At 54.2% G+C, this 19,961-nt stretch carries 18 protein-coding genes and 1 pseudogene; 8 read left to right on the top strand and 11 right to left on the bottom strand.

The window, feature by feature from the left end:
• Positions 1-252 precede the first annotated feature (252 nt).
• Positions 253-1,713 (top strand): L-asparagine permease, encoded by a 1,461-nt coding sequence (ansP, locus tag GJ746_RS12045; RefSeq protein ID WP_154680408.1) that lies wholly within the window; start codon positions 253-255, stop codon positions 1,711-1,713.
• A 46-nt stretch (positions 1,714-1,759) separates the two neighbouring features.
• Here ansP and GJ746_RS12040 read toward each other — a convergent pair whose 3' ends face one another.
• Positions 1,760-1,981 (bottom strand): YgdI/YgdR family lipoprotein, encoded by a 222-nt coding sequence (locus GJ746_RS12040; protein WP_154680407.1) that lies wholly within the window; start codon positions 1,979-1,981, stop codon positions 1,760-1,762.
• A gap of 176 nt (positions 1,982-2,157) precedes the next feature.
• The gene (locus tag GJ746_RS12035; protein WP_154680406.1) at positions 2,158-3,219 is read right to left on the bottom strand and encodes a YncE family protein; all 1,062 of its coding nucleotides are present in this window, start codon (positions 3,217-3,219) and stop codon (positions 2,158-2,160) included.
• A 263-nt stretch (positions 3,220-3,482) separates the two neighbouring features.
• Between GJ746_RS12035 and pqqU the strand changes: the two genes are divergently transcribed.
• On the top strand, positions 3,483-5,594 hold the full coding sequence (gene pqqU / locus GJ746_RS12030; protein ID WP_195908830.1) for a TonB-dependent receptor PqqU: 2,112 nt from the start codon (positions 3,483-3,485) through the stop codon (positions 5,592-5,594).
• A 73-nt stretch (positions 5,595-5,667) separates the two neighbouring features.
• Here pqqU and GJ746_RS12025 read toward each other — a convergent pair whose 3' ends face one another.
• Complete coding sequence (locus tag GJ746_RS12025) at positions 5,668-5,967, bottom strand: DUF406 domain-containing protein (RefSeq protein ID WP_154680405.1); 300 nt, start codon at positions 5,965-5,967, stop codon at positions 5,668-5,670.
• A 299-nt stretch (positions 5,968-6,266) separates the two neighbouring features.
• On the opposite strand from GJ746_RS12025, the gene rihA reads away from it, so the two are divergent.
• Positions 6,267-7,202 (top strand): pyrimidine-specific ribonucleoside hydrolase RihA, encoded by a 936-nt coding sequence (gene rihA, locus GJ746_RS12020; protein WP_154680404.1) that lies wholly within the window; start codon positions 6,267-6,269, stop codon positions 7,200-7,202.
• 42 nt (positions 7,203-7,244) lie between these two features.
• Here rihA and GJ746_RS12015 read toward each other — a convergent pair whose 3' ends face one another.
• Positions 7,245-8,282 carry an NADP-dependent oxidoreductase gene (locus GJ746_RS12015; RefSeq protein WP_154680403.1) on the bottom strand — a complete coding sequence of 346 codons (1,038 nt, stop codon included), beginning with the start codon at positions 8,280-8,282 and terminating at the stop codon, positions 7,245-7,247.
• Between the two features lie 65 nt (positions 8,283-8,347).
• Entirely contained in the window at positions 8,348-8,923 is a 576-nt protein-coding gene (locus GJ746_RS12010; protein ID WP_154680402.1) for a helix-turn-helix domain-containing protein, read from the bottom strand.
• A 172-nt stretch (positions 8,924-9,095) separates the two neighbouring features.
• On the opposite strand from GJ746_RS12010, the gene GJ746_RS12005 reads away from it, so the two are divergent.
• Both GJ746_RS12005 and GJ746_RS12000 read left to right on the top strand, forming a co-directional pair.
• Positions 9,096-9,614: a GNAT family N-acetyltransferase gene (locus GJ746_RS12005; RefSeq protein WP_154680401.1), complete on the top strand. Its 519-nt coding sequence runs from the start codon at positions 9,096-9,098 to the stop codon at positions 9,612-9,614.
• Positions 9,611-10,060 (top strand): DMT family transporter, encoded by a 450-nt coding sequence (locus tag GJ746_RS12000; RefSeq protein WP_154680400.1) that lies wholly within the window; start codon positions 9,611-9,613, stop codon positions 10,058-10,060. The genes GJ746_RS12005 and GJ746_RS12000 overlap by 4 nt, the downstream gene beginning before the upstream one ends.
• A gap of 8 nt (positions 10,061-10,068) precedes the next feature.
• Here GJ746_RS12000 and GJ746_RS11995 read toward each other — a convergent pair whose 3' ends face one another.
• Together GJ746_RS11995 and GJ746_RS11990 are read right to left on the bottom strand one after the other, a co-directional pair.
• Entirely contained in the window at positions 10,069-10,302 is a 234-nt protein-coding gene (locus tag GJ746_RS11995; RefSeq protein ID WP_154680399.1) for a YdcY family protein, read from the bottom strand.
• Positions 10,303-10,319: 17 nt separating this feature from the next.
• Positions 10,320-11,918 (bottom strand): ABC transporter substrate-binding protein, encoded by a 1,599-nt coding sequence (locus tag GJ746_RS11990; protein WP_154680398.1) that lies wholly within the window; start codon positions 11,916-11,918, stop codon positions 10,320-10,322.
• Between the two features lie 270 nt (positions 11,919-12,188).
• Here GJ746_RS11990 and GJ746_RS11985 point away from each other — a divergent pair.
• Positions 12,189-13,622, top strand: a pseudogene (locus GJ746_RS11985) (aldehyde dehydrogenase).
• A gap of 208 nt (positions 13,623-13,830) precedes the next feature.
• Here the strand turns inward: GJ746_RS11985 and GJ746_RS11980 are convergent.
• Complete coding sequence (locus GJ746_RS11980) at positions 13,831-14,004, bottom strand: GhoT/OrtT family toxin (RefSeq protein WP_154680397.1); 174 nt, start codon at positions 14,002-14,004, stop codon at positions 13,831-13,833.
• Positions 14,005-14,201: 197 nt separating this feature from the next.
• Here GJ746_RS11980 and yncL point away from each other — a divergent pair, with 197 nt between their 5' ends.
• Entirely contained in the window at positions 14,202-14,294 is a 93-nt protein-coding gene (gene yncL / locus GJ746_RS11975) for a stress response membrane protein YncL (RefSeq protein ID WP_154680396.1), read from the top strand.
• A gap of 51 nt (positions 14,295-14,345) precedes the next feature.
• Here the strand turns inward: yncL and GJ746_RS11970 are convergent, their stop codons facing one another.
• A complete protein-coding gene (locus tag GJ746_RS11970) occupies positions 14,346-14,630 on the bottom strand; it encodes a hypothetical protein (protein WP_154680395.1) in 285 nt (94 codons plus the stop codon).
• 558 nt (positions 14,631-15,188) lie between these two features.
• On the opposite strand from GJ746_RS11970, the gene GJ746_RS11965 reads away from it, so the two are divergent.
• A complete protein-coding gene (locus GJ746_RS11965) occupies positions 15,189-15,311 on the top strand; it encodes a small membrane protein (protein WP_154680394.1) in 123 nt (40 codons plus the stop codon).
• A gap of 342 nt (positions 15,312-15,653) precedes the next feature.
• Here GJ746_RS11965 and patD read toward each other — a convergent pair whose 3' ends face one another.
• Positions 15,654-17,081: an aminobutyraldehyde dehydrogenase gene (patD, locus tag GJ746_RS11960; RefSeq protein WP_154680393.1), complete on the bottom strand. Its 1,428-nt coding sequence runs from the start codon at positions 17,079-17,081 to the stop codon at positions 15,654-15,656.
• A gap of 764 nt (positions 17,082-17,845) precedes the next feature.
• Positions 17,846-19,258, bottom strand: a complete 1,413-nt coding sequence (locus tag GJ746_RS11955) for a PLP-dependent aminotransferase family protein (protein ID WP_154680392.1) — start codon at positions 19,256-19,258, stop codon at positions 17,846-17,848.
• Positions 19,259-19,961: the final 703 nt, after the last annotated feature.

The raw sequence follows: 19,961 nt of genomic DNA, 5'->3' as shown, positions 1-19,961 counted from the left end.
TGGTCTCTCGGGCAAAACGCGGGCGGTGAATAATAGCGCAATAACGATAAAACGATGAAAAAATTTCCAAGGCCAGAAACCTGCCGATCTCATTGATATTTAAGCAAGTGCGGTCCGCAAATCTTTTACGTGCGTCCATTTTGCGATACGTGTAGGATTCTCCGCCATGCCCGTTTATCTCATTCCTCAGAATGATGGGAGAACCGGCACCACGAACCATTCATGGACTATGACAGGAAAATAGCGACATAAATGAATACGAAACATTCTAGTGTGGCGGAACAACATGCTGCTAAACGCAGCTGGCTGAACTCGCAGGAGTCCGGCTATCACAAGGCGATGGGCAATCGTCAGGTACAGATGATTGCCATTGGCGGCGCCATCGGTACCGGCCTGTTCCTCGGCGCGGGCGCGCGTTTGCAAATGGCCGGCCCCGCTCTGGCGCTGGTATATCTGGTCTGCGGCATCTTCTCGTTCTTTATTTTACGCGCGCTGGGCGAGCTGGTGCTTCATCGCCCCTCGAGCGGCAGCTTCGTCTCCTACGCCCGCGAGTTCCTCGGTGAAAAAGCGGCTTACGTTGCGGGCTGGATGTACTTCATCAACTGGGCGATGACCGGGATTGTCGATATCACCGCCGTCGCGCTGTATATGCACTACTGGGGCGCTTTCGGCGACGTTCCGCAGTGGGTCTTCGCCCTCGGCGCGCTGGCGATTGTCGGCACCATGAACATGATCGGCGTGAAGTGGTTTGCCGAGATGGAGTTCTGGTTCGCGCTGATCAAAGTTCTGGCGATCGTGGCATTTCTGGTGGTCGGGACCATTTTTCTCGGCACCGGCAAGCCGCTGGACGGTAATGCCACCGGTTTCCATCTGATTACCGATAACGGCGGCCTGTTCCCGCATGGCCTGCTGCCTGCGCTGGTGTTGGTTCAGGGGGTGGTTTTCGCCTTCGCCTCCATCGAGCTGGTGGGTACCGCCGCTGGCGAATGTAAAGATCCGCAGACCATGGTGCCGCGGGCGATTAACAGCGTCATCTGGCGTATTGGCCTGTTCTACGTTGGCTCGGTGCTGCTGCTGGTTCTGCTGCTGCCGTGGAATGCCTATCAGGCCGGACAGAGCCCGTTCGTCACCTTCTTCTCGAAGCTGGGCGTGCCGTATATCGGCAGCGTGATGAATATCGTGGTGCTGACCGCCGCGCTCTCCAGCCTGAACTCCGGACTCTACTGCACCGGGCGCATTCTGCGCTCTATGTCGATGGGCGGCTCCGCGCCGAAGTTTATGTCAAAAATGAGCCGCCATCACGTCCCCTACGCCGGGATCCTGGCGACCCTTGGCGTCTACGTTGTGGGGGTTTTCCTCAACTACCTTGTGCCTTCACAGGTGTTCGAGATTGTCCTTAACGTCGCTTCGCTGGGAATTATTGCTTCGTGGGCTTTTATTGTTATCTGCCAGATGCGCCTGCGCAAGGCGATTAAAGAAGGTAAAGCGGCGGACGTCAGCTTCAAGATGCCGGGCGCGCCTTTTACTTCCTGGCTGACCCTGCTGTTCCTGCTGAGCGTGCTGGTATTGATGGCTTTCGACTATCCGAACGGTACTTATACCATCGGTTCGATCCCGCTGATTGCCGTGCTGCTGGTAGCCGGCTGGTTTGGCGTACGTAAGCGCGTGCATGACATTCACAGCACCGCGCCTGATGTTGAAAAACAGCAATAAATCACTTCTACGGTTTGCCCCAACGGGCAAACCGCGACTCTAAACCTTAATTATCTTCCACCAGCTGAGCAACATCGCTGCTGTTAATCTGGCGCTTATTGCCTGACTCATCGGTATAGCTGGTCATGCCGGTGTCTTTATCCAGCTTCGGCTTGCCCTGCGTCACAATGGTCTGCCCGCTTTTTGTTGTCATCACATAGTTTGAGCTACAGCCCGCCAGAAGCGCCAGCATCGCGCCGGTGCAAACGACCATCAATGTTCTGTTCATCTTATCTCCAGGATTAATACCACCGTCCCGCTTGCGCAGGAAAGCGGTAAGTTTAGAGCCATTAGATTTATCAGGCTAATAAGTGTTTGTAACAGAGGGTGATATCGCGGAGGTGAATGAGTATTTGAAGCCGCCTGGCAGCACAGTGACGGGAGGGGGAAACCCTCCCGTGGGGATCACAGCGCGATACGGATAACGTCATCCGGCTGGGTTGCTTCCTTCTGGCGAGTGGATTCCTGCTTCACGCTGACGTAAAGCGTTTTGCCATCGGCGGAAAGCGTGAGGCTGTTCGGGTGAGTCGGTGTTTTGAAGGTCTTGACCACTTTGTAGGTCTTACCATCGATCACGCTCACTTCACCAGCTTTACGGTGGGTCACGTAGGCTTCATTGCGCGTTGGGTTAAACAGCACCGCCAGGGATTCCGGCGCGGCGATTTTTTCCAGAACTTTACCATCGCGAATATCAACGACCAGGACTTCCGGCTGTTTGCCGTCGGTGATAAAAGCGCGATGACCTGCCGTATCAAGGCTCAGGTTCAGATAGAAGTGCTCTTTACCATCATCCTGCAGCTTCTTACGCGTCAGGATCTTATTGCTGGCGCTGTCGATTACGATCAGTTCACCGTCGGCATTAGTGGTATAGATACGGTTCGCTTCCGCATCCACCGCCAGTCCCGTCGCCATCGCGCCGGTATTAGCAATCGTGTCTTTTAGCGTCAGCTTGTCGCCATCCACCACCCAGATAACGCTCTCTTTACCGAGGCCGGTGATGTAGACAGTATTGGTTTTTTCGTTAACCGCCAGCTCACGCGGGGCCAGCGGACGGACCGTTTCGCTGCGTTGACGGGCGTCAAGCACCAGACGCCCCTTCACCTTACCGGTTTTAGCATCAATGGCCGTGACGCTGCTGTCGGTGGTGTTGCCAAACCACAGGGTCTGGGTCGCGTTGTTGATCGTCGCACCGAACGGTTTCAGATCGTTATGAATAATCTGCGTCACTTCGAGAGTCGTCGGATCGAGGCGATAAACAATACCGCCTTTATCCAGCGAACGACTCTGTGAAGTGGCAACCCACAGCGCATTCTCCTGCTGGCTGTAGGCCATCTCGTATGCGCCCTTGCCAACGGCTTTGCGCAGCATTTCCTCCGCCGCATGGGCGCTAAAGCTCCCCGCCAGCAGTAATGAAGTTAATAACAGTGAACGACGCAGACGCGGCGCGGACAGATGACGTAATGACATGACGACTCCCTTTGATAAAACAAATATATGCCTGCTCGACAGTGCTTCCGGGGCACAAAATCATTGCTTTGCGCTACTCTTATTAATGCGAATAGTAATCATTATTTATCGCAATGTGGAGTGTTAATTGCGTATAGTCGCCTCGGGATCGCGCAATTCTTGCTATTTGTTAACTCAAATCCTGTTAAGTCTTTTCAAAAAATTTACAAAAGAGTTAACATATATACATATGTTCCGTTTGGTTCGTTTTGCGAGTAACTTTGATGAAAATCCTTTCCGTGCGCGCCGCCGCGCTCCCCGCCCTGCTTTTGCCGCTTGTCTGCGCAGCTCCAGCCGCTATCGCTGCTGAACAAACCATGGTGGTCACCGCCGCACCGTCCGCGGTTTCTGAACTCGATACCCCTGCCGCCGTGAGCGTGGTTAACGGTGATGAAATGCGCCAGGCCGCGCCGCGGGTCAATCTTTCCGAATCGCTGGGCGCGGTGCCGGGGCTACAGGTACAAAATCGCCAGAACTATGCGCAGGATCTGCAGCTTTCGATTCGCGGCTTTGGCTCTCGCTCCACCTACGGCGTGCGCGGGCTGCGTATTTATGTCGACGGTATTCCGGCAACCATGCCCGACGGCCAGGGGCAAACCTCGAATATTGATATTGGCAGCCTCGAATCGCTCGACGTTCTGCGCGGGCCTTTTTCCGCTCTGTACGGCAACTCCTCAGGCGGAGTGATTAATGCCACCACCCAGACCGGCAGCCAGCCGCCAACTATCGAAGCCAGCAGCTATTACGGCAGTTTCGGCACCTGGCATTACGGCCTGAAAGCGACCGGTGCGGTCGGCGACGGCAGCCACGCGGGGGATGTCGACTATGTGGTTTCCACCAACCGCTTCACCACCCATGGTTCCCGCGACCACAGCGGCGCGCGTAAAAATCTTGCCAACGCGAAGCTCGGCGTGCGTATCGATGACGTCAGCAAGCTGACTCTGCTGTTCAACAGCGTGGATATTAAGGCCAATGATGCGGGCGGCCTCAGCTATGATGAATGGCAGAATAATCCACGCCAGTCGCCAAGAGGCGACCAGTACAATACTCGCAAAACCATCAAACAGACCCAAGCCGGTTTACGCTACGAGCGCCAGCTGAGCGAGCAGGACGACCTGAGCGTGATGATGTATGCCGGCGAGCGCGAAACCACGCAATATCAGTCGATTCCTCGCGCCCCGCAGCTCAAGCCAACTCATGCGGGTGGCGTTATCGACCTGACGCGCCATTATCAGGGAATTGATACCCGCTGGACCCACCGCGGCGAGCTGCTGGTGCCGGTTACCTTTACCACCGGTCTTGATTACGAAACCATGAGCGAGCGCCGCAAAGGTTACGAGAACTTTGTCATGAGCAACGGCGCGCCGCAGTACGGAGAACAAGGCAACCTGCGCCGCAACGAGCGCAACCTGATGTGGAACGTGGATCCCTACCTGCAAACCCAGTGGCAGCTTACTGAGAAACTGTCTCTGGACGCCGGAGTGCGCTATAGCTCGGTGTGGTTCGATTCCAATGATTACTACATTACGTCAGACAACGGCGATGACAGCGGTGACGCCAGCTATCACAAATGGTTGCCGGCAGGCTCGCTGAAATATGCGGTAACCGACGCGTGGAATTTGTACGTTTCCGCCGGTCGTGGTTTTGAAACCCCGACTATTAATGAGCTCTCCTACCGCTCCGGCGACCAGGGCGGTCTGAACTTTGGCCTGCAGCCATCAACCAACGAAACCGTTGAAATTGGCAGCAAAGCGCGTATCGGCAACGGCCTGTTGACCGCCGCGCTGTTCCAGACCGATACCGATAATGAGATTGTCGTCGACGCCAGCAGTGGCGGACGCACCAGCTACAAAAACGCCGGTAAAACGCGTCGTCAGGGGATGGAGCTGGGGCTGGATCAGCAGTTCGGCGAGAGCTGGCGTTTAAAAGCCGCCTGGACCTGGCTGGATGCGACCTATCGCACCAACGTCTGTGACGATGCCAGCTGTAAAGGCAATCGTATTCCGGGCATCGCCCGCAATATGGGCTACGCCTCCTTCGGCTATCAGCCTGAAAAGGGCTGGTACGCGGGCAGCGATATCCGCTATCTGAGCGATATCATGGCTAACGATGAGAACACCGCCAAAGCGCCATCCTGGACGGTGGTCGACCTGACTACGGGTTATAAATGGAGCTACGGCAAGATGGATATGAACCTGTTTGGCCGCGTTGATAACCTGTTCGACCGCAGCTACGCGGGTTCGGTTATCGTGAATGAATCCAACGGTCGCTACTATGAACCGGCGCCGGGCCGCAATTACGGTGTCGGGATTAATCTGGCATGGCGGTTTGAGTAACGTATCACCTCGCCATCTCAACAGGATCGCTTACTGGATCCTGTTGAGCGCTGGCAGTAAATGCTCGCTTAAGTTAAATAAGGTTTCTTAAAGACAATTCGAAAATAATCTTTTCGGCCTGGCAGGAGAAGGCGATGGAAGCGTCCAGCTTCACCTGGTCGCCTGCGGCTTCAATGGTATAGTCAACCTGCGGCGGCTCGCTGGCGGGCGCGGCGGCTTCGGCACGCTGGCGAACGGCCGCTATGATAGATTCAGCCTCTTCGCGGCTGGAGTAGTTTTTCTCGACCTGCCAGACGCAGTCCTCATTATCAATAATCGACCCTACGTCGATGGCACAGCCTTTGGTACTGCATTTATCTACAACATCTTTCATTGCGGTTACCTCTTGAAGTTTTCTTTAGAATAAGAATCCATTAGCGGAAAGCAAACCATTAATATTTGTCTGGATGATTTATCCCAATATTATACGCCACCGTAAAATGCGACTTCTTGCGCCACCGCATGGCTATATCAAGATTGTGCAGGGATAAAGCGAGTTCTTCCGCTATTTCACCAGTTCCCGCGCTCCTTGCGATCTATCGTGCTCTCCATCACACAATCCTGAGTTCTGTCTCGTCTATCTTGTTTGACAGCATTAACCTTTTCACAAAACAACGCCAACAAGGAGCTGCTATGGCACTGCCAGTGATTATCGATTGCGACCCGGGTCACGATGACGCGATTGCTCTCGTGCTTGCCCTCGCCTCACCAGAACTCGATGTTAAAGCCGTAACCTCCTCCGCAGGAAACCAGACGCCGGATAAAACGCTGCGCAACGTGCTGCGAATGCTAACGCTGCTTAAACGCCCGGATATTCCCGTCGCCGGCGGCGCCCTCAAGCCGCTGATGCGCGAGCTGATTATTGCCGATAACGTTCATGGAGAAAGCGGTCTTGACGGACCGGCGCTGCCGGAGCCGGGCTTTGCTGCGCAGGCCTGCACCGCCGTTGAGCTGATGGCTAAAACCCTACGTGAAAGCCCGATACCGATGACCATCGTCGCCACCGGGCCGCAAACCAACGTCGCCCTGCTGCTCGCCAGTCACCCTGAGCTGCACGATAAAATCGCCCGCATTGTGATTATGGGTGGCGCGATGGCGCTGGGTAACTGGCAGCCGGCGGTGGAGTTTAATATCTACGTCGACCCGGAAGCGGCGGAGATCGTTTTCCAGTCCGGCATTCCGGTAGTGATGGCCGGTTTAGACGTCACCCATAAAGCGCAAATCCACGTTGAAGATATTGAGCGTTTCCGGCGTATCGGCAATCCGGTATCCACCATCGTCGCTGAGCTGCTCGACTTCTTTATCGAATATCACAAGGATGAAAAGTGGGGTTTTGTCGGTGCGCCGCTGCACGACCCTTGCACTATTGCCTGGCTGCTGAAGCCGGAGATGTTTACCACCGTTGAACGCTGGGTCGGCGTGGAAACCCAGGGCAAATATACCCAGGGGATGACGGTGGTCGATTTCTACAACCTGACCGGTAAGAAGCCGAATGCAACGGTGATGCTCGACGTCGACCGTCAGGCATTTGTTGACCTGCTGGCCGAGCGGCTGGCGTTTTACGCCTGATCGTCATACCACCCGGCAGGCGCGATGCCTGCCGGGAAAACGCTACTCGTCCGGAGAGACGCGAACGACCACTTTGCCGAAGTTCTCGCCCTTCAGCAGGCCAATTAGCGCCTGCGGGGCGTTCTCCAGGCCGTCAACGACCTGTTCGCGATATTTAATTTTACCTGCCTGCACCCAGCGCCCCATCTCCTGCTGGAACTCCGCAATACGATGGCCGTAATCCTGGCCGATAATAAAGCCCTGCATCCGAATGCGTTTCTTCAGGATCGTCGCCATCAGCAGCGGTAAACGATCCGGACCGGCGGGCAGCTCAGTGGCGTTATAGCCGCTAACCAGACCGCAAACCGGCACGCGGGCGGAAGTGTTCAACAGCGGCAGAACTTCATCGAACACTTTACCGCCCACGTTCTCATAGTAAATATCGATACCCTGCGGACAGGCCTCGAGCAGTTTGACGGCGAAATCGGGCGCGCGGTGATCGATACAGACGTCGAACCCTAAGGTCTCCACCGCATAGCGGCACTTCTCGCTGCCGCCCGCAATGCCTACCGTACGGCAGCCTTTCAGCTTCGCTATCTGTCCAACCGTCGCGCCAACCGGCCCGGTGGCGGCGGCGACCACCAGCGTTTCGCCCGCTTTCGGCTGACCAATATCCAGCAGGCCCATGTAGGCGGTGAAGCCCGGCATGCCGAGAATACCCAACGCCCAGGACGGATGCTCAGGGTTATCGCCTAACTTGACCAGCCCACTGCCGTCGGAAATTTCATAATCCTGCCAGCCGCCATAGCCCAGCACCCAGTCGCCGGGCTGAAAATCGGCATGGTTTGATGTCACAACGCGGCTTACGGTCCCGCCTACCATCACCGCACCAATGGCTACCGGCGGCGAGTAAGACGGCGCGTCGCTCATCCGTCCGCGCATATAGGGATCCAAAGAGAGAAAGACGGTGCGCAGCAGTAGCTGCCCCGGCCCCGGAGAAGCGACATCCCCCTCTTCCAGGCGGAAGTTTTCCCCGGTCGGCTCGCCGTGCGGACGAGATGCCAGCAGCCAGCGGCGGTGGCGTTGCGGATTGAAAGCCATAACAAACTCCTCTTTTGACAAGTCTGTATTGAGGCTAGCTGCTTTCCCGACAACGCGCATTGTCATTATGAGGCAGATTGATTGAGTCGGACGACCAGATAGACACAGGGCTGGGTGGTTTCATTAATAAAGCGGCAGTCGTTAGGCGGCCCTAACTCCAGGCAATCTCCCGCCTGCATCTCATGGCGCGTACTGCCTTCAATAAACACCAGCTCGCCCTGCTGGAGCCAGATCAGCTGCCGCGCCAGCGCATAGGAAGCCGCGGGCATCGGCACATCGCTGCCCGCCGGTAGCTCCACCTGCACCAGATCGATAGGCAGGTCGCTACGCGGCGAGACGTGGCGGCGCAAATAGTGGCTTTGCGGGTCGCGCCACACCGGCTGATGAGCAAAACGCAGCAGCTTGCCTTCCTGCATCTCCGCTCGGGCGATAAGCGTCGACATGCTAATACCGAAAGCGCCGGATAGCCGTCCGAGCATCGACGCCGTCGGGCTACTTTCACCGCGCTCGATCTTGTGGATCATCGCCCGTGAAGCCCCCGCCCGCTCAGCCAGCTCGCTTAGCGACCAGCCGCGGGATTCTCGCTCGATGCGGATACGCGCGCTAATGCGCTGGTTAAGGTTGTCTTCTAAAGTATTCATATCGTGACACTATAGTGTATGACTCTGGTAGCAACAAGCGCCTGGAATACCGCGGCAGCGCGCGATAGAGCGCGACATAATAAAAATATTATGCCCAAAGCAGGTGACAGCCCGGCGTACATTATTGTAATAATATCGTACTACTATAGTGTACAAACGTTTGAGGTTTGCCATGACCATCCGCCATGCCAGCAAAGACGATTGCGCGGCAATCGCTGAAATCTACAATCACGCGGTACTCCATACCGCCGCCATCTGGAATGACAAAACCGTCGATACCGATAACCGTATTGCCTGGTTTGAAGCCCGGCAGATCGCCGGTTATCCGGTGCTGGTCAGCGAAGAAAATGGCGCAATCGCCGGCTACTCCTCTTTTGGCGACTGGCGCGCCTTTGACGGCTTCCGTCATACCGTAGAGCATTCGGTATATGTCCATCCGGATCATCAGGGAAAAGGTCTCGGTCGCAGCCTGCTGGTCGCCCTCATCGCTGAGGCTAAGCGGTTGAATAAACACGTTATGGTCGCCGGTATTGAAGCGCAAAATAAGGCGTCTTTGCATCTGCATGAAACGCTGGGTTTTATCACTACCGGTCAAATGCCGCAGGTAGGCACAAAATTTGGCCGCTGGCTGGATTTGACGTTTATGCAGCTGCAGCTTGACGATCGCCGCGATCCGGACGGCAGTGCATGAATCAAACGCTGACCCTTGCCTGTTTAATTGCCGCCGGCGTCGGGCTGGTCCTGCAAAACACGCTGATGGTGCGGATTACCCAGTCAGCTTCGACCATTCTGATCGCTATGCTGCTTAACTCGCTGGTCGGTATCGTGATTTTTGTAACAATCCTGATGCTTAGACACGGCGCCGCAGGGTTTCAGGAACTGGCGGAGAACATTAAGTGGTGGACGCTTATTCCGGGCTTGCTGGGGTCGTTCTTCGTCTTTGCCAGTATCAGCGGCTACCAAAACGTCGGGGCGGCGACCACCATTGCGGTGCTAATCGCCAGCCAGCTGGTTGGGGGGTTAGTGATTGACCTGATTCGCGCGCACAGCGTCCCGATTCGTGCGCTGATTGGCCCGCTGTGCGGCGCGGTAATGCTGGTAGTTGGCGCCTGGCTGGTGGCCAGACGCCAGTTCTAGTCATTGCGTTAATGAATCTCGCCGCCGCGGGTTAGCAGCTCCCGGCGCGCTTCCTGCTCCTCAAGCTGCTGGCGTCCATGATGGGCGATAGCGGTGCGTAAACGCTGCTGCTGAACGTAGCGCTCTTCCCGCCCCAGCTCGCCGTCATCGCTCAGCGCAATCAGTAACTCATTCATATGGGTGATGACGCTTTCAGCAATCGCTGCGTCCACGCGGGCGACAACCTCATCCAGATGCGACATGCTTCTCTCCTTATGGCTTAGTTGAGTTTAACTTTGGAAAAATCGCTGCCCATCAGGCTCACGCTATAGCCGCTGACGTTGCTACGCGTCGCGTAGAAGGTCTTTCCGGTCGCCAGTGTCAGCCATGGCGCCTGCTGATAAAAAATCTCCTGCGCCTGAGCATAAAGTTTGCTCCGCTCCTGCGGGTCGCTTACCAGGATAGCCTTTTTCACCAGCGCATCGTAGGACTTGTCGCACCAGCGGGCAACGTTAGAGCCGGTTGTGATGTTAGCGCAGCTCAACAGCGTGCCTGCAAAGTTATCCGGATCGCCGTTATCGGACATCCAGCCAAACAGCGCGCTGTCGTGCTCGCCTTTGCGCATTCCGGCGAGATATTCGCCCCACTCATAGGTGACGATTTTGGCTTTGATCCCGACCTTGCTCCAGTCATTCTGGATCATCTCTGCAACCCGACGCGAATTAGGATTGTACGGCCGCTGTACCGGCATTGACCACAGGGTAACTTCGGCCCCCTTTTCCAGCCCTGCCTGTTTAAGAAGATCTTTCGCTTTTTGCGGATCGTAGCCATAGTCCGGCAGATCTTGCTTATAGCCGAGCATATTAGCGGGGATCGGTGATTTTGCTACGCTGCCGGAGTCCAGGAATACCGCTTTAACGATCGCCTGCTTATCGGTCGCGTAATTCAGCGCCTGACGCACCAGCACGTTATCAAACGGCTTCTTCTCGGTGTTAAACGCCAGATAGCCAACGTTGAGCGCCTCAACCGAATGGAGCGCCAGATCTTTATTGCCTTTTATCACCGGGAACTGCACCGGCGACGGCGCGGGAATAATCTGGCATTCATTGGTTTGCAGCTTCGCCAGACGCGTCTCAACGTTTGGCGTAATGGAAAAAATCAGATGTTTGGTGGGCACTTCACCGTCCCAGTAGTGCGGATTGGCAATATAGCGGATTAGCGAATCCACTTTATACTGCTGCAGCGCGTAGGGGCCGGTGCCGATGGGCCAGGTATCAACATATTCCGGCGTCCCTTTTTTCAGCATCGCCTCGGCATATTCGGCAGACAGAATCGACGCAAAATCCATTCCCCAGTCGGCCAGAAACGCCGCGTTCGGCTCGCTCAGTACAAACTGGACGTGATAGTCATCAATCTTTTTGACTTCTTTAATAAGCTTATCAAGCCCGACATCGTGGAAGTATTCATAATGCCCTTGCGAAACCTTGTGATACGGATGGCTCTCATCTTTCTGCCGCAGCACCGAGAACAGCACATCGTCGGCGTTGAAATCGCGGGTCGGCTTAAAGAATTTATTGCTGTTGAACTGCACGCCTTTACGCAGAGTAAAGGTCCAGGTTTTGCCGTCAGGGGAAACGTTCCATTCGGTCGCCAGTGAAGGTATCGGCGTGTTCTTGACCGGGTCGAAGTTTATCAGCCGGTTATACAGCACCTGGGAACTGGCAACGAAGGACGGGCCGGAGCTGGCAATCTGCGGGTTAAAGGATTCCGGAGAAGCCTCAGAACAGTAAACCAGCGTGTCGTTTCCCGCCGCCCAGACGCCCGCGGTCGGCATTAGTGCGCTCAACGCCAGCGCAAGCAGCGTTTTCCCTGTAGACATGGTTATAAGCCTTATGAATTTATTATAAGTGCTTCAATAACAGCACAGGTACATTCAACCGGCAAATAATCAATTGGTATCAGGTTATGCTAAAAACGGCGTTTTCGCCGATTAATTCAGCACCGGATCAATCCGACTTCATTAGTTTCACCAATAAATGTGAGGCCTGCTAAAGGTTACGAAAAAAGCGGGCGATAACCGCCCGGCCAGCACCGTACCGTCGCACAACCCGGTACACTCAGCAAATCCTGACCCCGGAAGAAGCTAACAATGACAATAACCTGCAACCTGTACACCAACGGTCAGTGGCACGATGCTGAAGGCCACGCCACCTTTTCCCGCCGCAATCCTTTAACGGAAGAGATCGCCTCCGTTGCCAGCGCCGCAAGCCCGGCCGATGCCAGGCGTTGCGCCGATGTCGCGGGTGCGGCGTTCCTGGTATGGCGTGAAACGTCCCCCGCAGAGCGGCGACGCCTTCTGCTGGAAGCCGCAGAAGAGATGCTCAGGCACGAGGCCAAATTTATTGCCGCGATGGCGGCTGAAACGGGCGCCACTGCGCATTGGGCTGGCTTTAACGTGCATCTGGCTGCCGACATTCTGCGCGAAGCCGCTTCGTTAACTACGCAGATCGAAGGACAGGTAATTCCTTCAAACGTCCCGGGCAGCCTCGCAATGGGGATTCGCCAGGGCGCGGGCGTGGTACTGGGTATGGCCCCGTGGAATGCGCCACTCATTCTGGCGACCCGCGCCATCGCTACACCGCTGGCCTGCGGCAATACGGTGATTCTCAAAGGAGCGGAACTTTCACCGGCGACTCAGGGGCTGATTATCGATGCCCTGGCGGCGGCCGGTTTTCCGGACGGGGTCGTCAACTATCTGACCTGCGCCCCCGCCGATGCGCCGGCACTGGTGGAATCTCTGATTGCTCACCCTGCCGTACGGCGGATTAATTTCACGGGTTCGACGCCGGTGGGACGGATAATCGCCCGCACCTGCGGCGAACATCTTAAGCCGGCTGTGCTTGAGCTGGGCGGTAAAGCGCCGCTGCTGGTACTGGATGACGCGGACCTTGAACAGGCGGCGGCAGGCGCCATTTTTGGCGCTTTTGCCAACGCCGGACAAATCTGCATGTCGACCGAACGCATCATCGTCGATAGCACCGTTGCGGAAGAGTTTGTCGCGCTGCTCGCCCGACGGGCCGCCGCCCTGCCCGCCAGCCTTCTCGGTCCGGTAGTGGATATGAAAACCGTCACCCGCTGTAATGCGTTGATCGAAGACGCGCTGGCCAAAGGGGCCCGTCTGCTGGCCGGGGGTACCTCTGACTCGGTGCAAATGCGACCTACATTACTTGATGGCGTCACCCGGGAGATGCGTATCTGGCATGAAGAGTCGTTTGGCCCGGTGAAATCGATTATTCGCGTTCAGGATGAAACCGAAGCGCTGGCCGTCGCCAATGAAAGCGAATATGGGCTCTCATCGGCCATCTACAGCCGGGATAGCGCCCGCGCCTGAAATCTGGCGCAACATCTGCAAACCGGCATTTGCCACATCAACGGGCCTACCGTTCATGATGAAGCGCAAATGCCGTTTGGCGGCTGTAAATCTTCAGGCTATGGTCGCTTTGGCGGACGCGCGGGAATTGCTGAATTTACCGAGTTACGCTGGATAACGCTGCAAACGCTTCGGCGCGAGCTGCCGTTTTAAGCCTCAGGGCAGCCAGCGGTCATTGAATTTCTACAGTTGGTTAAAGACTACATCATCAAGCTGACGTTCCGCGGCGTTATTGCCGTGGAACGGTCAGGAAGCGTGGCGCCAGTATGAGCGGGGAAAATACCATTCCTCGAAAATCCGCCGTTAATAGCAGCTGTTTTTTTATACAGCCATAACGGAAAGTGAGCCATCGATTTTTATCTCAAAACAATGAGACCAGCAGCGCCATTGGAAAGCTAAACGGCCAGGTCGCGCCAATCAACAACGCTGCCAGCAGGCGGATCCAGCGACTATCTTTAGTTAAGAACCAGCTTATTACAGCACAGATGCAGCCCATAACTGCATAAAAAACCAGCATTTTCTGGTATAAAGTCATTTATCTTCTTCCTTCCCTGACAAGCATTTTTGGCGTATTGCGATGCTTTTTTGCACCCCAGAGTGCGTCAGAGATTATGGCATTTTACCACTGCTAGCAGACCTGATTTCAGAAAAACGCCCTATTCGGCTTAGTCCGATAGCGCGACCTTTAACCTCGTACTATACCTGTAGAGGCTTATTCATTAAGGTGGCGTTATGGATGTTTCCAGCAAAACCGTCATTCTGATTAATCTCGGCGCTGCGCTAGCGCTTATAGGCCTGTTATCCGTTCGTTTTGGTTGGCTTTAGCGATTTACTCAGCAATGAAACCTAAAAAAGCAGCCTTCAAAGGCTGCTTTTTTACAACGTGAAAGAACCTGTCTCACCAACAGATTGATTGTTGTGAACGGCCATCAGCTTCTGGACGTCAGGATTCCATGCCGGCAGCAGATCGACTTTTTCGCTATCCCACTCTGCCGCAACGCAGATAGCTTCCGCTACGCCCTGTTTCTCACAGCCAATAATCTGTCTGGCCGGAAAATTGCCGTAAAGAGCCACCGTGGCGCAAACCACAAAGAGAAAACCCACTATTTTTTTCAAAACAATATCAACTTCGAGGTAACAAATTGCGCCGAATGTTCGCATGAGCGAGCCTACAAAGTCAAACGCCTGCCCCTTCTCCTTCAGGTATCGCCAGCTCCATAAAAATTAACATAAAGGTTACATTTCCCGTAAATTAAAAAATTAAGGATCGCGTTAAATAATTGCCAACGTTATTTCGATACTGCCTTACATAATATTCTTAACCATTAATCCAAATAACATCTTTTTTCTTATGGTTAAATTTTCCCATTTTTACTTTAACCGTTAACACGCGTCATTCTCGATATCCTGGAAGAACCATATACTTTTAATACCGGTAAGTAATTGATCATAAAATATTATGTTTAAGCATGAATAATTTAGAAGTCAGATCATCATTTTTAGCAGGGGTAACCCCATCCAGCGTCTTTTAAAAGAACGGAATAACATAAAATAATCATTAAAATCAACATGTTAATAAAAAACCAAACAGATAAAAATCTCATAAAAGCTACATGTTGATAAAAAATACCATTTGCGTTATTTTGCGAAAAACCATAAATTCATAATCACAAGTTATGTGAAGCTTGTTTTTCTACTCATCTATTTTTGAGGTGTTACATGTCCGGAATCGCCCTTCTTATTGTGGCGTTAATTTTACTGGCTACCGCAGCTTATAATCTTTTTACTTATGTTCGCGAACGTCGACAATCTACTCTACCGAGCAAAAAAACAAAAAATTAGCCTGATAATCATTATCCAAAAAATAAATGACTGCAAACGTAATAAATTGCTGCTGTTTTGACAGCAGATAAAATCACAGCAACAAGTTTATAGCGCTAACACAACAAAAAGCCCCTGCAGCACAGGCAGGGGCTTGAGAATAATCGCGTTAGTTAGCTGAAGGAAGCATCTCGCGAGCGGCGAGTAACCGACCCCACCCGGCGCTTATCTCCGGCACTCACAATGGCTTAGCTCTTGAAGGGGCATAAGAATATTCTCATATCCCTCAGCCTCTGTTTTAACACTTACTGCCGTAGCCATGCTGAGCAAGCCAGGTTAACGCTAATACTTACCATCGCCGGTTTACCCATGCTTAATCATCACGTGCCTGATGGTGGTATAGTCCTCCAGGCCATACATTGACATATCTTTGCCGTATCCCGAGAGTTTCTGCCCGCCGTGCGGCATTTCGCTGACCAGCATAAAATGCGTATTAACCCAGGTGCAACCATATTGTAAACGCGCGCTAAGACGGTGCGCCCTGCCGACATCCTTCGTCCATACCGATGAAGCAAGGCCATACTGCGAATCGTTGGCCCAGCTGAGCGCCTGCTCTTCGTCAGTAAAGGAGGTGATGCTGACCACCGGGCCGAAGACCTCGCGCTGCACAATCGCATCTTCCTGCTTAGCCCCCGCCAGCAGCGTGGGTTGATAGTAGTAACCGTTACCGGGCGCGCGGCTACCGCCGGTGACGACCCGGATATGCGGCAGCGTGCGGGCGGCGTCGACGGCGGCGCTGACCCTGTCCAGATGCGCCTGCGAGCTTAGCGGCCCCAGCTCCGTCGTTTCATCATCCGGTGGCCCCATCTTCAGGCTGGCAACCGCTGCGCCGAGTTTCTCCACCAGTTGGTCATAGATCCCGGCCTGTGCATAAATCCGACAGGCGGCGGTACAGTCCTGGCCGGCATTATAAAAACCAAAGGTCCGTACGCCTTCCACCACCGCAGCAATATCCGCATCATCAAAGACGATGACCGGCGCTTTCCCACCCAGTTCCATATGGGTACGTTTAATCGCCGACGCGGTCTGGCCAATAATATGCGCCCCTGTAGCAATCGATCCGGTCAATGACACCATGCGGACCTTAGCGTGGGCGGTTAGCGGATCGCCAACGGTCGAGCCGCGGCCAAAAAGCACGTTGAGCACTCCTGCGGGGAAAATATCTTTTGCCAGTTCGCCCAGCTTCAGCGCGGTGAAAGGGGTAATCTCCGAAGGTTTGATCACCACGCAGTTGCCAGCCGCCAGGGCCGGAGCCAGCTTCCAGGCCGCCATCATCAGGGGGTAGTTCCACGGCGCGATAGAGGCAACAACGCCAACCGGGTCCCGGCGGATCATAGAAGTGTGGCCCTCAAGATACTCTCCTGCCGCCATCCCCGGCAGACAGCGGGCCGCCCCGGCAAAAAAGCGGAATACATCGGCCACCGCAGGTAGCTCATCGCTGACCACGCAGTGCAGAGGCTTGCCGCAGTTTAGCGATTCCAGCTCAGCCAGCGTCTGCGCATGTTCGGTAATCACCTCCGCCAGCGCTAGCAGGCATTCGGCGCGGGTTTTCGGCGTAGTCTGGCTCCAGAGGGTAAAAGCCTGGTCAGCCGCCTCAACCGCGGCATCCACCTGCTCGGCCGAGGCTTCAGCGATCGACAAAATCTCTTCGCCGGTAGCAGGATTATACACTGGTACAGTCTCGCCTTTCCCTGCCACCAGCTTACCGTTAATTAAGAGGTTATTTTGCATAGCATTATCCTGTATCGGTATTCTGTTTTCCGTTTTCAGCGCTGAGGTCGCCGTCACGGGTGAGTCACCAGTCAGAACTGGAATTAACGTCACTTGCAGCCTGCGTGCCAGGTATCAGCTCGCAGGCAATAGGCTTAGCCGCGCGCTTAAGTGACAACGTCACTTAATGGTGAGTATCGCTGCGCCAAGCTGAAGACCGCGCCGCCGGTCTTAACGCCCGCAGGGTGATATTCATCAGCGGGAAATGAAGGAACATAACCTCTCCCCAGCCTGCCTCTTTCAGGAACAGCGCTGCGCGTTCAGAGTGCATCAAACGCTGGCGGATAAAGAGCCATCAGAGTAAACGCCACCGCCCTCCCTATTGCCGATCGCCCCTGCCGGGAAAACGACCGCGCCGTAAAGATCTCTCCCTTAATAACCGTAGACGGCGCGCTGTGGCCTTCGGGGGAAATATATTCAGCTTGTGACAAGGGACGCATTACGCAAACACGAAATAGACGGGATAACTTTGTGTTTTATAGACAAGGAGTTAGCGGGAGAATACAGCTGTGCAGATGCCCCGCCAGGGTACTGCCGGAGATGATCCGCTTGCTACTTCAGGTTACCACTACGATGGCTCTGCTCATTCCCCTGCCACCAGCGTAAATCAGCTACCGGGAATTTACGCCTCTACCGGCTCCCGGCAAGCCGAATTGTTATTCATATATTGCCCGCTAATAACCGTTTATTTAACGGGGAGATCATCCGGCGGGGAATAAACAAAGCTATGCCAGCATCTCGCGGATCAGCTTACCCAACAGCTTAACCCCCTGCTCCTCTTTTTCGCCCCATCCCCAGGCGGTATTAAAGCGGAAAAATGAAGTCCAGCTGGCGGTGGTGGAGAACATTTTTCCGGGGGCAATGCTGATGTTATAGGCCAGCGCGCGGGCGCTCAGCTCCCCCGCATCGGCTCCGGCTGGCAGCTCGAGCCAGAGAAAATAGCCGCTATCGCTATGATGAATTTTTACCTCTGCGGGAAGGTGGCGCAGCAGCGCCTGCCAGGCCTGCTGTTTGCGTTCGGCAAGCTGACGGCGCAAGCGGCGTAAATGCGCGTCGTAGCGCTTGGTCGAAAGGTAATCCACCAGCGCCAGCTGCATGGGCGAACTGGTGGAAAGAGTGCTCATCAACTGTAGCTGCTGAATGCGCCGGGCGTGCTTACCCGCCGCCACCCAGCCGATACGAAACCCGGGCACCAGGCATTTGGAAAAAGAGCTACAGTGCAGCACCCTGTCGTCACGATCCCAGGATTTGGCCGGCAGCGGTTTTTCGCGGCCAAAATAGAGTTCGCTGTAGACGTCATCTTCAATCAGCATCACGTTGTAACGCGCAAGCAGCGCGACCAGCCGTGCCTTTTTCTCCGCGCTGAGGGTAAAGCCGAGCGGGTTTTGCCCGTTGGTCATCAGCCAGCAGGCTTTAACCGGATAGTTCTGCAACGCCTGCTCCAGCGCGGCAAGATCTATCCCTTCTTTAACATCGGTAGCTACCGACAATGCCTTCAGACGCAGCCTTTCCAGCGCCTGCAGCGCTCCGTAGAAGCAGGGATTTTCCACGACCACCCAATCGCCAGGTTCGGTGACGGCCTGTAGGCTAAGATTCAGCGCCTCCAGCGCCCCGGCGGTGATCACGATGTCGTCCGGGGAGATATTCATCCCCTGCAGCGCGTAGCGCCGGGCAATGGCGTGACGAAGGTCATCGTTCCCCGGCGGCAGGTTTTCAATCACGCTCATCGCGGTAGCGGTTTTGCTCACCTGCGCCAGCGAGCGGTTGAGCTGCGGCAGCGGGAACAGACGTGGATCAGGGAAGGCAGAGGCAAATGGCAGCATGGAGGCCTGACGGCTGGCCTGCAGCACCTCGAAAATATAGGTATTGATATCAACCGATTCATCGCGCGTCACCTGCGCAGGCGGCTCAGGCTGGCGCTGTTTGATCGGCTGCGGCGCGACATAATAGCCGGACTGTGGGCGCGCGATAATCCGGCCCTGGCTCTCCAACAGCTGATAAGCGTGGCTGACGGTCATGAAACTCATGCCGCTGCTCACCACCTGTTCGCGCAGCGAGGGCAGCCTGTCGCCGGGTAACCATACCCCAAGCCCAATCTGTTCGGTAATCTGCTGCGCCAGCTGCTGGTACTTTTTCATATCAAAATCCGTAGGAAAAGGTCAGCACGATTGTATATCAGATAAAAAAATAGGCCAATTTTAATATACTGACCTATTTACTGATATTAACAGCAGCAGACATTACTTAACGCTACGTAATTTGACACCACCTCACCTACCCGTACTAAGCACAATACGCAGGAGTGATTAAGTAACAACCTATTGCTATAACAGGAAGACGATTCCCCACGCTAAAAATGCCCAGAAAAACATCATAATAAGCAAAACAACGCATAAACTTCGTAATCCATTACTTGACACACCCACATCCCCTGTAAAATATCCAGAATAAATACATCAACCGTTAAATCTTGCGGATAAATAAATGGTATAACTCAAGCTGGCACTTGATTCAGTGCTTAATAAAAACCCGAGAAAAGAAATAGCCCTTGCCCGCATAGTAAATAAATACGTAGCGACAGTAAAAAATATTTCGGCATTATGGCGACAAGCAGACCATGAATTATTTAGCTGACCAATATTATAAATTTAAATATATAAACTAATTATTCAAAGATAACCTTAAAAATAATCAACCCCCGCGCAAATGTCTAATGAAAATAGCACACTAAAGGGGACCCTCAAATAGCTTGATTTTAGACTAAAAGAATATATGTCAACAATCCCAAAAAACTGATGGCAACTGTTATAGAGAAAAACACGTTTTCTGTTCCTGCTATCA

The organism is Klebsiella oxytoca, assembly GCF_009707385.1.
In the GTDB taxonomy this organism is placed as follows: domain Bacteria; phylum Pseudomonadota; class Gammaproteobacteria; order Enterobacterales; family Enterobacteriaceae; genus Klebsiella; species Klebsiella oxytoca_C.
This window is presented reverse-complemented; position numbering and strand designations above follow the sequence as displayed.